Annotated in this window: 17 protein-coding genes and 1 riboswitch; of the genes, 10 read left to right on the top strand and 7 right to left on the bottom strand. The window is 58.1% G+C overall.

Features of this window, described 5'->3' with window-relative positions; translation table 11 throughout:
- Positions 1-2 precede the first annotated feature (2 nt).
- Genes EE949_RS03335 through yacG form a run of 3 tightly spaced genes read left to right on the top strand, consistent with a single transcriptional unit; the run spans position 3 to position 1,692 of the window.
- Complete coding sequence (locus EE949_RS03335; protein ID WP_122662869.1) at positions 3-875, top strand: prepilin peptidase; 873 nt, start codon at positions 3-5, stop codon at positions 873-875.
- Positions 872-1,495, top strand: a complete 624-nt coding sequence (gene coaE / locus EE949_RS03340; protein ID WP_122662871.1) for a dephospho-CoA kinase — start codon at positions 872-874, stop codon at positions 1,493-1,495. Before EE949_RS03335 ends, coaE begins: the two co-directional genes overlap by 4 nt.
- On the top strand, positions 1,492-1,692 hold the full coding sequence (yacG, locus tag EE949_RS03345) for a DNA gyrase inhibitor YacG (RefSeq protein WP_087274556.1): 201 nt from the start codon (positions 1,492-1,494) through the stop codon (positions 1,690-1,692). The genes coaE and yacG overlap by 4 nt, the downstream gene beginning before the upstream one ends.
- A 278-nt stretch (positions 1,693-1,970) precedes the next feature.
- Here yacG and EE949_RS03350 read toward each other — a convergent pair whose 3' ends face one another.
- On the bottom strand, positions 1,971-2,438 hold the full coding sequence (locus EE949_RS03350) for a hypothetical protein (RefSeq protein WP_122662873.1): 468 nt from the start codon (positions 2,436-2,438) through the stop codon (positions 1,971-1,973).
- Positions 2,439-2,769: 331 nt separating this feature from the next.
- On the opposite strand from EE949_RS03350, the gene EE949_RS03355 reads away from it, so the two are divergent.
- From EE949_RS03355 to EE949_RS03375, 5 genes are all read left to right on the top strand, one after another.
- A complete protein-coding gene (locus EE949_RS03355; RefSeq protein WP_122662874.1) occupies positions 2,770-3,399 on the top strand; it encodes a DUF1780 domain-containing protein in 630 nt (209 codons plus the stop codon).
- A complete protein-coding gene (locus tag EE949_RS03360) occupies positions 3,396-3,905 on the top strand; it encodes an MOSC domain-containing protein (protein ID WP_122662876.1) in 510 nt (169 codons plus the stop codon). Before EE949_RS03355 ends, EE949_RS03360 begins: the two co-directional genes overlap by 4 nt.
- A gap of 28 nt (positions 3,906-3,933) precedes the next feature.
- Positions 3,934-4,107 carry a DUF3094 family protein gene (locus EE949_RS03365; protein ID WP_122662878.1) on the top strand — a complete coding sequence of 58 codons (174 nt, stop codon included), beginning with the start codon at positions 3,934-3,936 and terminating at the stop codon, positions 4,105-4,107.
- Positions 4,108-4,179: 72 nt separating this feature from the next.
- On the top strand, positions 4,180-5,478 hold the full coding sequence (locus tag EE949_RS03370; protein WP_122662880.1) for an NAD(P)/FAD-dependent oxidoreductase: 1,299 nt from the start codon (positions 4,180-4,182) through the stop codon (positions 5,476-5,478).
- Between the two features lie 207 nt (positions 5,479-5,685).
- The gene (locus tag EE949_RS03375; RefSeq protein ID WP_122662882.1) at positions 5,686-7,191 is read left to right on the top strand and encodes a methyl-accepting chemotaxis protein; all 1,506 of its coding nucleotides are present in this window, start codon (positions 5,686-5,688) and stop codon (positions 7,189-7,191) included.
- Between the two features lie 148 nt (positions 7,192-7,339).
- Here EE949_RS03375 and mntP read toward each other — a convergent pair whose 3' ends face one another.
- From mntP to EE949_RS03405, 6 genes are all read right to left on the bottom strand, one after another.
- A complete protein-coding gene (gene mntP, locus EE949_RS03380; protein ID WP_122662884.1) occupies positions 7,340-7,906 on the bottom strand; it encodes a manganese efflux pump MntP in 567 nt (188 codons plus the stop codon).
- Positions 7,905-8,082, bottom strand: a riboswitch (yybP-ykoY riboswitch). (Overlaps the previous gene by 2 nt.)
- A gap of 244 nt (positions 8,083-8,326) precedes the next feature.
- Positions 8,327-10,360 (bottom strand): LTA synthase family protein, encoded by a 2,034-nt coding sequence (locus tag EE949_RS03385; RefSeq protein WP_122662886.1) that lies wholly within the window; start codon positions 10,358-10,360, stop codon positions 8,327-8,329.
- 23 nt (positions 10,361-10,383) lie between these two features.
- The gene (locus tag EE949_RS03390) at positions 10,384-11,001 is read right to left on the bottom strand and encodes a hypothetical protein (protein WP_122662888.1); all 618 of its coding nucleotides are present in this window, start codon (positions 10,999-11,001) and stop codon (positions 10,384-10,386) included.
- On the bottom strand, positions 10,998-12,296 hold the full coding sequence (locus EE949_RS03395; protein WP_122662890.1) for a sialidase family protein: 1,299 nt from the start codon (positions 12,294-12,296) through the stop codon (positions 10,998-11,000). Before EE949_RS03395 ends, EE949_RS03390 begins: the two co-directional genes overlap by 4 nt.
- A gap of 38 nt (positions 12,297-12,334) precedes the next feature.
- Complete coding sequence (locus EE949_RS03400) at positions 12,335-12,880, bottom strand: cytochrome b/b6 domain-containing protein (RefSeq protein WP_122662892.1); 546 nt, start codon at positions 12,878-12,880, stop codon at positions 12,335-12,337.
- Positions 12,880-13,149 (bottom strand): PepSY domain-containing protein, encoded by a 270-nt coding sequence (locus EE949_RS03405; RefSeq protein WP_027900126.1) that lies wholly within the window; start codon positions 13,147-13,149, stop codon positions 12,880-12,882. The genes EE949_RS03400 and EE949_RS03405 overlap by 1 nt, the downstream gene beginning before the upstream one ends.
- Positions 13,150-13,319: 170 nt before the next feature.
- Between EE949_RS03405 and EE949_RS03410 the strand changes: the two genes are divergently transcribed.
- Complete coding sequence (locus tag EE949_RS03410; protein WP_122662894.1) at positions 13,320-13,979, top strand: response regulator; 660 nt, start codon at positions 13,320-13,322, stop codon at positions 13,977-13,979.
- Entirely contained in the window at positions 13,979-15,373 is a 1,395-nt protein-coding gene (locus EE949_RS03415) for an ATP-binding protein (RefSeq protein ID WP_122662895.1), read from the top strand. Before EE949_RS03410 ends, EE949_RS03415 begins: the two co-directional genes overlap by 1 nt.
- The last annotated feature ends 215 nt before the right edge of the window (positions 15,374-15,588 follow it).

Consider the following 15,588-nt stretch of genomic DNA (forward strand, 5'->3'; position numbering starts at 1 on the left):
CTATGTCACTTGTTGATTTCCTGGCCAGCTCACCGCTGGCCTTTGTTTTATCTGCACTGATTCTCGGTTTACTGGTCGGCAGCTTTCTCAATGTGCTGATCTATCGCCTGCCTATAATGATGGAGCGCGACTGGCAGGCTCAGTCCCGGGAAATGCTCAAGCTGCCTGCCGAGCCTGCAAGCGAAACCTTCAACCTGATCCTGCCGCACTCACGCTGCCCGCATTGCGCACGCCAAATCCGGCCATGGGAAAACCTGCCGGTACTCAGCTACCTGTTCCTGGGCGGCAAGTGTTCGAGCTGTAAAGCGCCCATCAGTAAACGTTATCCGCTGGTTGAGCTGACCTGCGGCCTGCTGTCCGGCTACATCGCCTGGCACTTCGGCTTTGGATGGCCTGCTGCCGCGATGCTGGTGCTGAGCTGGGGCCTGCTGGCCATGAGTCTGATCGATGCCGATCACCAGTTGCTGCCTGATGACCTGGTGTTGCCGCTGTTGTGGATGGGGCTGATCGTCAACTCGTTCGGCGTGTTCACCACGTTGGGCGATGCGCTCTGGGGCGCAGTGGCCGGTTATTTGGTGCTGTGGTCGGTGTATTGGCTGTTCAAACTGATCACCGGCAAGGAAGGCATGGGCCATGGCGATTTCAAGTTGCTGGCCATGCTGGGGGCCTGGGGTGGCTGGCAGATCCTGCCACTGACCATTCTCTTGTCATCGCTGGTCGGCGCCGTATTGGGCCTGATCCTGCTGCGTTTGCGGAATGTTGAAACCAGCACACCGATCCCCTTCGGTCCCTATCTGGCCATCGCAGGCTGGATCGCTTTGCTCTGGGGTGGTCAAATAACCGACTCCTATTTGCAATTTGCCGGTTTCAGATGAACCAAACCGCTAAAAAACCCTGGATTCTTGGACTCACTGGCGGCATCGGCAGCGGCAAAAGCGCAGCAGCACAGTGCTTTATCGATCTGGGCATCCATGTAGTCGACGCCGACCACGCAGCACGATGGGTGGTCGAGCCCGGCCGACCGGCGCTGGCGCTGATCGCCGCGCACTTCGGACCTTCGGTGCTGAATGCCGATGGCACGCTGAATCGAGGTGCCTTGCGCGGCTTGATCTTCGAAAATGCCGAACAGCGCCGCTGGCTTGAAGCCTTGTTGCATCCACTGATCGCGACGGAGATCCAGCGCGACCTGGCCAGCGCCACGTCGCCCTATGCGATTCTGGTGTCGCCTTTGCTGGTCGAGTCAGGTCAGTGGAAAATCACTCAGCGCGTGCTGGTCATCGACGTACCGCAAAACGTGCAGGTCCAGCGCACCATGCTGCGCGACAGTTCCAGTCAGGAGCAGGTCGAAGCCATCATCAAAGCCCAGGCCAATCGAGAAGATCGATTGAGTCGTGCCAATGATGTGCTGGTCAATGACCGTGACGCTGCCTGGCTGCAAAGCGAAGTCCAGCGCCTGCATCACTTTTATTTAACTTTGCCCGGAGGCCAATCATGAGCCAACCAATGACCGTCGACTGCCCAACCTGTGGCGCCCCCGTGGAATGGAGCGCTGCCAGCCCTGCCCGGCCGTTCTGCTCGGAGCGCTGCAAGCTGATCGACCTGGGTGCCTGGGCGTCGGAAGAGCACGCGATTCCGGTCAGCCCGGATGCCGAAGATGAAATGTTTTCCGGGGATCTGCCCGAGCGCCATTGATTAACCCCGCGCAACCCGTGGGACCGAATTCATTCGGGAAGGCGGTATTTCAGACGATACACAAGCTGTGAATGTACTGGCCCCTTCGCGAATGAATTCGCTCCTACAAAATGTCGGCCGCCCTGTGGGAGTGAGCTTGCTCGCGATGACGTCGAACCAGACGCAGGAAAACTTGCAAGCAAACACAGGACTTCCCCACGGAAGGATGGCCGCGACTGCACATGTCCGCTGGCTTCACCTCTCGCCGTTCGTTTGCGGTGTCAGGACCTGCGCGCCGATCATGGCTTTTCGAGTGCCTCGCGAAGTGCGTCAGGACCGTTGAATTCACGACGCTCCTGCAACTTGCCGTCCTTTAGCTGCAACCACTGAACAGCAGCCGCCTCCCCCCCATAACCCGGCGCGATCTGCGCCTCACGATCAAGGGCTACACGATAAGAATAAGTCCTGCGCATTTTAGGCACGGCAAAAAATTTGGTGACGTAAGCAGGCATAGGCTCGATGTTGGCAATGAATACAGTATGCCGGGCCTCCAGAAAGCCTTTGGGTTTGTCCTTGAGCGCCTTCTCCATGATTTTGCCCGCGCTCATGCTGCTGGCGACCAGAATCGTCTGAGTCTTCTGCGGGTTCATCACATACGGCTCGTCGAACTGATCAAACAGGCTCCAGGTCGGCACAGGATCGCCAATTTCAATAGCCTGCGCGGTGAACGGCAACAGGATCAACAGCAGAATGGGCCAGAGTTTCAACGGTGCAACTCTCCTGAGCAGAATGGAAAAACCAATACCATAGCCCAAATGGGCGCGGACCTGTGGGAGCGAATTCATTCGTGAAGGGGCCAGTACATCCGAAGCCTATACATCGCCTGGAATGCCGTCTTCCCGAATGAATTCGGTCCCACAGCTCAGTGATGAACTTGAAATCATGGCCAACCTGTGGGAGCGGTGCTTGCCCGCGATATAGGCACCACGGTTTGACAGGCAGATCACCGAAGCCTTATCGCGGGCAAGCACCGCTCCCCCAGAATTAACCCATTAATCCTTCTTCCAGTTGTAGCTATTAGAACGCTAAGCTTGGCCTATGGATGACTCAGACTACCTTCGCCTGCTAACGATCCAGGCCGAACAAGCCAACGCGTTCCTTTCCAATGCGCGAAAGTGGGAGCGTGAGCGATGGGTTTGTGAACGGTTACTGCAAGGTTTGAACATCCCGCATCGCCACGAAGACTTCACTGCTGCAGGGCAGGAACCGCCGGATGTGCTGTTTCGCGACGCCTGTTTTGAAGTGTTTTTTGTTCTGGATGAAGGCCGTCGGCTTAACGACGAGTGGCGCGAAGAGCTCGCAAGAAGACGGGGCGCGTTTTCCTTGAGCCAGCTGGTGCGCCGCGAAGCCAAGCCCAAGCGCATTCCTGCCAATGAGCTGCTGCAACGCCTGGCACCGACGCTGCGCAAAAAAGCCCACAACTACAACGAGCGCGGCATTGATCTGGGTGAGCTGGACATCATTGCCTTCGCCAGCCTCAAACGCGAAGTGCTGGATTTGAACAGCCACTTCCCACCGCCCACCGAGTACCTGCGCCAGGGCTGGCGTTCGTTGTCCCTGGTGGGGCCGACCTTTGCCCGCGTGCTGTTTGCCCATCCCGGCGCACCGGATTTTCTGCGGACCAATCTGGGCCGCAGCGTTGTTTTCGATGTTGGAATCAGTTTATGAGCCCTCTGCAAGAGCTGTTGGCCGACGTGCCGCAAACCGGCCGGGTACGCTGGATTGGCGTGCGCCCCGAGTCTCGTGGTGACATGGTTGAACTGGAGGCTGTGGAAGCGCGCCGCGAAGCAGGGCTGACCGGTGACCACGCCCGTCCCGGGCCACGTAATGCGCGACAGGTGACGTTAATTCAGTGGGAGCACTTCGCGGTTGTCAGCTCCTTGTTGAACCGTCCTGACGATCACCCCATCGTGCCGCAAGACCTGCGCCGCAATCTGGTGATCAGCGGCATCAATCTATTCAGCCTCAAAGGCCGTCGTTTCAGGATCGGCCAGGCGATTCTGGAGACCACCGGCTGGTGCCAGCCCTGCGCACGGCTGGAACAGCGGTTGGGACACGGCACCTTTCAGGCCGTACGTGGGCATGGCGGAATTACCGCGCGAGTGATACAAAGCGGCATCATTCGTCTAGATGATTCGTTACGGGTCGAACCGCTCGAACTGCTTGCCGAATAACACCGTTGCCCTCTTTTCTGAGGCTCCCATGTCCAGTCGCCTGAAACCCGAAGACCAAAAGCGTGTCGAAGAGTACCTGCAAGCCCCCCAGCATCAAGCTGAGCGCCGGCCTTTCCGGCCCTGGCTGCTCCTGATCGTGGTGGTTGCAGTGGTGGTTAGCCTGGGCCTGTTGAGCCGATTGTTGAGTTATCTGACGCTATGAGCAGCACGAATTCAGCGCTCGCGCAGATCAACTCACTCCCCCCGAATTCCTTAAACCTTATGAGATATCCCTATGACTCATCGTATTGTGATCGTTGGCGGCGGCGCTGGCGGCCTGGAGCTGGCCACCCGCCTGGGTAAGACCCTGGGCAAAAAGGGCACAGCGAGTGTCACGCTGGTCGATGCCAACCTGACTCACATCTGGAAACCGCTGCTGCACGAAGTCGCGGCTGGCTCGCTCAACTCCTATGAAGATGAGCTGAACTATGTGGCTCAGGCCAAGTGGAACCACTTTCAGTTCCAGCTCGGCAAGATGACTGGCCTGAACCGTGAAACGCGGCAGATTCATCTGGCCGCCACCCTTGATGAAGACGGCCTGGAACTGGTTCCGGCACGCAGCCTCGACTATGACTCGCTGGTGATTTCGGTGGGCAGTACCACCAACGATTTCAATACCCTGGGCGCAGCCGAGCACTGTCTGTTTCTGGATTCGCGCAAACAGGCCGAGAAATTCCATCAGCAACTGCTCAACCACTACTTGCGCGCCCATGCGGGGCAAAGCGACACCGCCGAGGAAATTACCGTGGCGATTGTCGGCGCAGGCGCAACCGGGGTCGAATTGGCCGCTGAACTGCACAACGCGGCTCACGAGCTGGCGGCTTACGGACTGGGCAAGATCAAACCGGAAAACCTGCGTATCACGGTGATCGAGGCTGGCCCACGCGTGTTGCCTGCCTTACCGGAGCGCATTGGCGGCCCGGTCCACAAGACCCTGGAGAAACTGGGTGTTACCGTGCTGACCGATGCAGCCGTGAGCGAAGTGACTGCCGATTCACTGATCACCGCCAGTGGTCTGGTGATCCCGGCCACGCTCAAGGTCTGGGCAGCCGGTATTCGGGCACCGGGTTTCCTGCAGGAAATCGACGGGCTGGAAACCAATCGCATCAACCAATTGCAGGTGCTGCCAACGTTGCAGACGACTCGCGATGAAAACATTTTTGCTTTCGGCGACTGTGCAGCCTGCCCGCAAAAAGGCTCGGACCGCAATGTCCCGCCCCGCGCCCAGGCCGCGCATCAGCAGGCCTCGTTGCTGGTCAAATCGCTGCGCTTGCGCATCGAAGGCAAGCCGCTCCCGGACTACAAATACACCGACTATGGTTCGCTGATCTCCCTGTCGAAGTTCTCGGCAGTGGGCAATCTGATGGGCAACCTGACCGGTAGCGTCATGCTCGAAGGCTGGCTCGCGCGGATGTTCTACATCTCTCTGTATCGCATGCACCAGATGGCTCTGTACGGCACCTTCCGCACCCTGATGCTGATGCTCGGCAGCCGCATCGGCAAAGGAACCGAGCCGCGGATGAAGCTGCATTAACAACTGACAAGCCCATCCCCTGGAGCTGCCGAAGGCTGCGAAGCATTTATCCTGACATGCCGCCATCGCACCCTTCGGCAGCTCCTACAGGTCCAATGATTGTCGCGAGACAGCATCGGTGATGGCATACCGCTTCTTTAGTCCCATAGACGCAGGCATACTCGGCATTCATGCGGTTCCATGAAATGGATGTTGAGGATTTACGCTATGTCGACGGTGCCTCGTTTTACCGATCATTACCGTAAAGCCGACCGCATTATGCTCGGGCTCCTGTGGATATGTTTTATCTACGCCCTGGGGCTGGCGACTATTTACTCTACCTTTGGCCAGGCCGTTCTGGTCGGCGGCGGCACGGCCGTGGCGATGACTGCGCTGTATCCCGTTTTGCGCGGTACCCGCTTGTTTCGTTGCCTGGCGGGCGTTGCCCTGATGGTCATGTCGGGCCTGCACATCAATCAGGCTCAAGGCCTCATCGAAGTCCACTTCGGTATTTTCGCGCTGTTGGCGGTGCTGACGTTCTACCGGGACTGGCTGCCCATTGTCGTGGCTGCCGCGACCATCGCCGTTCACCATTTACTGTTCCATGTGCTGCAGCATTCAGGTTATCCGGTATATGTGATGCAGCATCACGGCGGTTGGGATGTGGTCTTCATCCATGCCGCTTATGTCGTCGCTGAAAGCGCCATCCTGATTTATCTGGCGATACACAGCCATCGCGAAGCCAGCGAGAACCAGGACCTGCTGGACAAAATCCTCCAGGCCGCCGCGCGCCTGGACAAAAGAGCAGGCGTCACTGAAAGCCGCGCAGGCATGCACTCATCCGAGCGCTTTGACGAGTTCCTGGCGTTGATCACCAACACCGTTGGTGGCGTGATTCATGAAACCAGCGGCTTGAGTGACATGGGTCGTCAGTTATCGGTCGCAGGCGAAACCCTGGACAAAGGCGCGCAGCAGCAACTGGCAGAAATCACTCGCATGGCTCACTCGATGCAGTTGCTCACCACAGCACTGGACGACATCTCACAACATGCCAACGAGGCCCATCAAGGCGCCAACAAAGCCAGTGAGCAACTGGTCAAGGGAAGGCAGTCAGTGGATAAGGCCAGCAAGGACATCGCCAACCTGGAATCCTCAATCAGCGGCGCTAACCAGAGTGTGCAGTCGCTGGCCGATCAGGCAGAAAAGATTGGCAAGGTCATCAACGTCATCCGCGAAATCGCGGAGCAGACCAACCTGTTGGCACTCAATGCCGCCATTGAAGCTGCCCGCGCCGGGGAGCAGGGTCGTGGATTTGCCGTGGTTGCCGATGAGGTTCGAGGCCTGGCGCAGAAAACCGCAGGCTCGGTGGAAGAGATTCGCCAGATCGTCGAATCACTGCAGAAGGAAAGCCGTACCGCAGCCGACTCGATGCGTAACAGCGGCGAAGAGGTTGGACGCTGCGTCCAGGCCAGCCAACTGGGCTCGGAACTGTTGAAAAGCACCGTCGCTGATGTGCTGGAAATTCATCGCCTGAACGTATTGATCGCGGGCACTACCGAACAGCAATCCGCAGTGTCGGTGGGTATCAACGATCGTCTGACGACCGTGCACACGATTGCACAAAACAACGCTACAGATGTGGTCACCCTCATCCAGTGCAGCGAAGACCTCTCGCCAATGGCGACCCGGCTTCAGGCCCTGGGCGCAGCGTTTGCGGTAAAAAAACAGCTGTAATAGTTGAGACGCTACCTCTTTCTGCCGCGCTGTCTCGCGGAAAAAACGGGACCTGTAGAAGCTGCCGAAGGCTGCGATTGCGGTCTGCCAGGATGAATGCTTCGCAGCCTCGCGCTGCTCGTCAGCCCCTACAAAATGCTGGTGTTGACTACGCCGACAGGTGCTCATACAAGATCGTCGCGCCGACCAGCATCAGCACGACGCCGCCCACGATCTCGGCACGCTTGCCGACCATCGTCCCAAGTACCCGACCGAGCATCACGCCGATAGTCACCATGGTCATGGTCGCCAGACCGATTGCAGCCGCTGCCACCAGAATATTCACATCAACAAAGGCCAGCCCCACCCCCACAGCCAGCGCGTCGATGCTGGTGGCAAACGCGGTGACGGCAAGAATCAGGAACGAGTGCTGTCCGGCTTTTTCCTCAGCCTCGTCCTCCTCCGGCTTCAACCCGTTGTAGATCATATGCAAGCCGAGGATCAGCAGCAGGGTAAAGGCAATCCAGTGGTCCCAGCTTTGGACAAAGCTGCTCGCGGCACTACCAATGGCCCAACCAATGACGGGCGTGATGGCTTCAATCACGCCAAAAATCAGACCGGTGCGCAGTGCTTCGATAAAACGCGGTTTGTGCAGGCTGGAGCCTTTACCGATGGCCGCTGCGAAAGCGTCCGTGGACATGGCCAAGGCAACGAATATGAGGGAAATGGGGCTCACGGTTTACTTCCAGTCGGGCTATGAGTCAACGACACATCCACACGCCCGACTTTAGGCATGGATATGTCGCTGGTCTCGCCAACCAAAAGGTGTTCGTACCACGGCTGCTGCCGAGAATGTTGATACGAACGCTCCTGAGATAACTCAGCAGCAGGCTACTCCCCAACGAAGGTGGGCATCATACCCGTTAACGGCATGAAAATATCGTCAAACGTTTCACGGTTTTCAGGCAGTACTCGATTTCCATCGAGCACCATTATTCCAGTGGGAGCCGGGCTTGCCCGCGATAAGGACACCTCGATTCTGCAGGTAGATCACCTAAACCTTATCGCGGGCAAGCCCAGCTCCCACTGGTAAATGCATTGCAGTTCAAGCAATCGAATTGCAGTGAGTAAGCGATGACATAGCCACGGCCCAGGCTCACTGCACATTCCGGTACAACATCATTCGAGCGCTTTCATGCAGCCCGAGGGTCAACGCACGCAAGCGACTGAATTCCTCCGGATGCTGACCGGCAACGTCTTCCAACGGGGTTGCCGAGGCCAGGTCGTGCAGCGTCGGCGAGGTTCCGTCGTGTTCCATTTGCAGTAAAAAGTGCCGGGTCACGCCACCGATCAACGGGAATGTACCTTCGCGCAGTACCAACGGCACGACACGTTCACCTTCCGGCGCAGGCTGCTGGATATCCCGGCCCATGGCGCCGTTGCTGAACGCGATGCCCGCCATGCCTGCCACGGTGGGCAACAAGTCCGCCAACCCGACCGCCTCCTCAACCTTTTTAGTCCCTATCAAGCCTGGTGCGTGAATCAACATCGGCACGTTGTTGCTCTCCAGGCCTAACTGTTCAAAGGCCGGAGGCATATGCGGGATCTGGCTAATACGGGTGTTGTGGTCGCCAAACAGGACAAAAATCGTGTTCTCGTAGTAGCCGCCCGCCTTGGCCAGGTCCATCAGCCGTCCGATATTGAAGTCCAGCAAGCGCACCGCGTTGTATTGCTCGACGCTGCGCGAGCCCGCTGCCTGTACCTGTTCAAGGCTCAGTTTGCTGACTTCAAAACCGTCGTTTTCCTTGGGAATGGTAAACGGCCGGTGATTGCCTGCCGTCTGCAAATAGGCGAAGAACGGCTTGTCCTTGGGCAGCGCACGCAGGATTCGGTCGCCTTCCTTGAACAGATCCAGATCGGAAATCCCCCAGACATCCACCACAGGCGAATGCCAGTCACGCTCGTCATAGAGTCGAATGTCGACGATGCTGCGGCGGATCAGAGCATTCATGTTGGCCCAACCGGAGTTGCCACCAATCATGTACAGCTTCTCGTAGCCCTTGAAGTCGTTGATCAGTGTGTTTTGCCGGGTCAGCATCGGGTGTCGGGTCGCGGTTTCCTGACGGGTCACATCGGGGACTCCGGTAATGCTTGCCCATACAGTTTTGGCAGTTCCCGTCACGGGCACATAGAAATGCCGGAAGAACCAGCTTTGCTGAGCCAGCCGATCCAGATTTGGGGTCGGGTTGAGCGGATTACCGTATGCCCCCACGGCACTGGTGCCCAAGGACTCAAGCATCACGAACACCACGTTCGGCGGCCGCGTGGCAGCCACGTTGTATGGCTGTACATCCTGCTGACGCTTGAAGGTCAGGCTTTGCAGATCGGGCTTATCGACACCCAGATAATCAGCGACCACCGGATAATGGCGACGTACTGCTTCTTCGTCGTAACGAGACTGCCCGACTTTGAGCGTGTCATAGAGGAACAGCACCGGGTTCAAACCCAAGGCGGCCACCTGACTGTTACCCGAGAAGAACGCGTCGCTCCAGCGCAGCGGGACCGGGTTTTCCAGATTAAGGTTTTCAACGCGGCCCAGCAGCCCCAACAACGTGGCCAACGTCACGAGCACTGCGCCAAACGCGACGGACCAACGCCTGATCGGCTTGGCCTGACGCTCAAGGGTAAGCCGCTCCAGCCCGATAAAGGCCGCGATTATGCCCCCGATACCGGCCAGCCAACTGGCGGTGATCCACAGCACCGGATAGGTTTGCCAGAGCATGTCCCGGGAAATTTGCGCGTCGTCCAGATAACGCATGACGCTGGCATTGATACGCACACCCAGATACGCGTAATGACCGAAATCGACGATGTAAATCAGGGTGATCAGCGCCAATGCAACGGCCAGATACACCCGCGCCAACCAACGCACCGCGCTTACGTTCAGCAGGTTCCAGCGAGGAATCCACAGCAGCACGACGAGGGGCAACGCCAACAGCAAAGCCAGACGCAAGTCGAAACGAAAGCCGATGCCCAGCGTCTGTGCGACGGTGGTGTCGGTGCTCAGGCTGGCAGGATCAACGCCGGAGAACCCGAAGAAAAACACCAGCCGCAACACACTCAGCAGCACAAAAAACAGCACGGTCACGCCCAGCCAATACAGCAAGCGCCGTGATTGCAGCCACCCCATTTTTATCCCCTTGACCGTTGTACTCACAAGCCCGAAACGGGCTTGCCGTTTGATAGTTTTAATGGCCAGCGACGATAGATGCCATGCACAACCATCACCACCAGCGCCACGCAGCAATACAACGCCAAAAGCGGGTCGATCAGGTAATCCCAATAGTTTTCCGAAGGCTTGCTGCGCACTGCGAACGCCAGTGTCGCGCCTGCCAGCATCACCACACCCAGGCCATTGCGCAGGTACAGCAAGCCAAAAGCGAGGACCGCGACAGCAATGATCAACGGGCGCGGATTAAAGCCCAGACGATAAGGATCGCTGTAGGTCAGGCCCAATGTGGCCGGGTAAAGGATCAATGCCAGCGCAGCAAAAACCATCACCACAACGGCGTAGGGTTGATCGACGCCAGGCAGTTTCACGTTCAGACGCCGCAACGTGAACCAGACAAGAACAATCGTTGTGCTGATCGCCAGGTCATCAGTAAAACTGCGCACGTAGGCCGCGAGCGAAAGACCATTGAGGCTGACAAAACTCAACACTGAAGCGCTCGCCAGAATGAGTAGCCGCCCCTTCAGGTTTGGCGCCAGCGAAGCCGTCACGAGGAACAGCGTCAGGCTGAAGAACAGATGGGCTTGCCACAGAGAGATCACAGCAGTTGCTCCGCCAGCCAGGCTTCATTGAAGCTGACGTGTTTGATGAAGGTGTTATTCCACGAATACACCAGGTGATAGATGCCTTCAGGGCTGCGGATGAAGTACGGGTATTCGTACTCAAAGTCGCAGCCTTGAGGTGAACACACACGCTGATCGAGGTTGCTCAGAAACGCCTCTTCCAACGGATGACGGCGCTCACCACTGGAGGCCCGGAAACCTTCGCCGATGATTTCCTTGTAGGCCTCAAAGGAAAATGGATTGCCCAGCGGATCGGGGGACTTGTCCAGATCGATCAGAGAAGTCCAGTGATCCATCTGCTCGTCCGTGCCGTACAGGCTCAATTTGAAACGACCGTCGCGCAGGTCATTCAGCGCAACCAACAGGCCGCGGTCACGCGTACCAACAGCTGCCAGCGAAGAGTTGGGATTACTCGGCGCAAGGGGCAGCGGTTCACTCCAGGTCTGACCGCCATCTTCGGTGCGGCTGGCGAGCACTTTGTGATGCGTATTGCCGGCGTAGCGAAGCAACGCGACCGCGCGCTTGCCATCCAGCGGCACCACGGTTGGCTGCAGAGAGTTCGTGCCGCGGCTGATGCGGAATTTGTCGATCACATCACCATTGGCGCTGAGGTACAGGTATTCGGCGAACTTGCCGAGAAACTCGTGGTAAACCGGCAGGCCGATCGAACCGTCGGCGTGAAATACCGGCGCGGCACGCACCAAGGTGCTGATATTGAGAAACGGCGAGGTGACCAATTGCCGTGGCTGCGACCAGTTCTTGCCCATGTCCTCGGAGACCATCACGTTGACCGAACTGCCTGCCCAGCCGCCTACCGACACAGACACATAGAACAGCCACAAGCGCTGGTCCGGTGCCAGGGCAACCACCGGGTTACCGAGTTTGCGAATGTATTTGCCGGTGCCCTCCTGAGTGGACTGACGGGTCGCCAGCACTTGCTCATCGCCCCACTCGCCTGAGCGTGCGTCGAATCGCGAGGCGCGGATTTCCACATCCCCCGCACCTTCACGAGAGCCCGCGAACCATACAGACATCAGGTCGCCACCGGGCAATGCAGTCACCGCCGAAGAGTGCACAAAATCATCCAGGTCAGACGAAGCGAAGCGTGTGCTGTAACTGGCTTTAGCAGTAGCGCCTGCAACCGGCGGCACCGCAGCAGCAACCGCAAAACCTGACAAGCTGTGCTGCGGATGGCTGAACCAGGCGCCGAGAAAAACCAGAGCGAGCGCAAGGCATGCACTCAAGACAGGTACATTGAAAGAAGTCAGTCGCATGGGTAGTGATCACAATCGCGAAGGCAAAATGTCTGGGCTCAATCACGTGGCTCGTCGGCGAGAGGCCGACGTCGGCCGGTGATCATTGACAACGGCAGGTTGTCCTTCACCTGATAACTCTCAAACAGTGCCGCCGCTATGTGCAGGCACACCACCAACGCCAGGCCGTCAGCCAGCGTTTCATGAATCTGCTGAGGCCAGTCTGCGCCCCACAAGGCATCCACTTCGGTCATCAACCAACCCGTGAGACCGATGCCGAAAACAATCGCCATCATCAGCACCATGACCAACGCACCCAGCGGCGAGTGGCCCAGCCGATGTTCCGGCTGACGCCTGAGCAGCGAACCAACATGGGCACGCAAACGCGCAGGCGTCGGCCAGAAATCGGACCAGCGCGCACTGCGCGGTCCGATGAAACCCCACACCACCCGCGCCACCAACCAGGCTACCGCGTAGTAACCCAGCCAGACATGCCAATCGTCACCGGCTTCATTGAAGAAGTAGTTAGCGACGAAAACACCGGCCAGGGAAATGTGGAACAGCCGCACCAGCGGGTCCCACAAGCGCAGGGTCGGCCGAGTCATCAGCCCTTGATCTCGGTCTTCACGGCTTTGCCGGTGACCGGATCGTGGTAGATCTCGACTTTGCGTTTGTCTTTGTCGAAGCCATAGATTTCGTAGCAGTTGCCGTCAGTGACTTTGAACTTGCTGATCTCGTAACCCTGAGCTTTGAGTTGCTCCTGGAATTTGCCCTGATCCTGCCAGGTAGAGCGTTCGGCAGTAGTGCATTGTGGACCGGCAAGAGCCAGTGGACTGGCGAGCAGAAAGGGAACCAGCAACAGGACTTTACGCATGGCAGACACTCGTAAGAACTAAGGAGCCGCTACTGTGCGAAACGAAGCTTAGCGAAAGCTTAGGACGCAACAGCCCGTTACATCTTCCTCGACACAAGGCTCTGCCCGAACCATTGCCGCAACGGCATGATGTGCGCCCAAACTGCCGAAACACCGACACGAGAAACCTTATGCGACTGCTCCTTGTGGAAGATGACCGCGCCGTGGGCCAGGGCATCCGCGTCGCCCTCGGCAGTGAAGGCTATACGCTGGACTGGCTGCAGGACGGTGCGAGCGCACTGCACGCCCTGCGCAGTGAACGCTTTGATTTGCTGCTGCTCGACCTTGGCTTGCCGCGTCTGGACGGTATCGTCTTGCTGCGCCAGATTCGCGCAGATCAACAGTCTTTGCCGGTGCTGATCCTGACTGCACGCGACGGCATGCCGGATCGCATCGCCGGTCTGGACGCTGGCGCTGATGACTATCTGGTCAAACCGTTCGATGTGGATGAGCTCAAGGCTCGGGTTCGCGCGCTGCTGCGCCGCAGTCAGGGCCGTGCGCAGCCGTTGCTGGAACATGGACACATCAGCCTTGACCCCGCGACCCAGCAAGTCAGTTTCAACGGCATCGAAATCGCCATGACACCGATGGAGTATCAACTACTTCACCAACTGATGATCAGGCCCGGCAAAGTCGTGACCCGTGAGCGTCTGTCGTCGACGCTGTACGGCTGGCAAGACAAGGTGGAGAGCAACACGCTGGAGGTGTTGATCCACAACCTGCGCAAGAAACTCTCCGCAGAATTGATCCGCACCGTGCGCGGTGTCGGCTACCGGATCGAGACTCTGTGATGAGCTCAGTTCGCGCACGCATACTTATCCCCGTGTTGCTCCTGTTACTCATGGGCGACCTGACCATCAGTTGGTTGTCGCTACGTGACAGCCACCATGAAATTGAAGAGGTGTACGACGCCCAGTTGGCGCAAAGTGCACGCCTGCTGCAGGGCGTTTTGCGCCAACGGCCTCCAGGCGAAACCGACCTCAATCGTCTGTATCAGGCTTTCGACGAAGCCATGAGTCGAGTGGGCGGCGGTGAAGCCGCACATCCTTATGAAACCCGTTTAACGTTCCAGATCTGGCGCAGCTCCGGGGAACTGCTGGTGCGGTCCGCCGAGGCTCCGGAGCTGGACGGTCCGCCCGTTACCGAAGGCTCACATGACTTCCTCAAAGACGGCAATGACTGGTGTGGCTTCCTGCTGGTCGACGCACAGCAAGGACTGTTGATCTGGGTTGGCGAGCGCGACGACGTGCGTCAGGATCTGATTCAACGCATTGTCCGTCATACCCTGTGGCCCACAGTGATTGGCGTGCCCCTTCTGGCGCTGGCGATCTGGCTGGCTATCGGCTGGGGTCTGCGCCCTTTGCAATTCATGGCCAGTGTCATCCGCCGCCGTGAGCCGGAAAGTCTTGAATCTTTGGCGCTCTCGCCACTGCCAAAAGAGCTGGAACCCATGCAGACAGCACTCAATCGGCTGCTAATCCAGATCGAAAATCTGCTGGAGCGGGAACGACGCTTCATCGCCGACGCTGCTCATGAATTGCGTACCCCGCTGACCATCCTGCGCATCCACGCGCAGAACGCCAAACAGGCGCAATTGCCAGAGCAACGCGAAGAAGCGCTGGATTACCTGGTGCATGGCGTCGACCGCGCGACGCGCATCGCCAGTCAGTTGCTGACCATGGCGCGACTCGAGCCGAAGATTAACCACAACGAATTGCTGACCTTCGACCTGGGCAGCCTGGTACGTGAGGAACTGGCAGAGCTGACACCACTGGCGGCCGAGAAAAAGGTTGAACTGGTGTTCGATGGGATCGAAGACTTCCGGCTACGCAGTGACCCCGCAGCCATTACCGTCGCTTTTCAGAATCTGCTGACCAACGCGCTTAACTTCGCCCCGGCCAACAGCGAGATCCGCGTCATTCTCGACCGCAGTCATGACGGACAGGCTGAGTTGCGCGTCGAAGATTGCGGGCCTGGTATCGACGAAGAGAACGCACCACGCCTGCTGGAGCGCTTCTACAGCAACGGCCACAGCAACGGCGCAGGGCTGGGGCTGGCAATCGTTGAAATGATCGTGAAGAAACTCGACAGCCGCCTGCTTATCGGCAATCGCCCTGATGGCGGGTGCTGTGCACAGTTGCGGCTTCGGAATCTTGTAGAACTGAAGCTAAACGCTCCGGGCTGACCGAGATCAATGGTAGGACCGAATTCATTCGGGAAGGCGGCATTTCAAGCGATACATCAGTTGCGGATGTACAGGCCCCGTCGCGAATGAATTCGCTCCCACGGATTTGTGTTTGCAGGCCAACATAGAATCGCACACAGGTCCTGTGTTTTTCCCGGAGCAGTCGATGTGCCCAGTTGGCTGCTAATGGAAAAAGGTTACGACATCTTAATGAG

The sequence above is a fragment of the Pseudomonas viridiflava genome (assembly GCF_900602065.1).
Lineage (GTDB): Bacteria > Pseudomonadota > Gammaproteobacteria > Pseudomonadales > Pseudomonadaceae > Aquipseudomonas.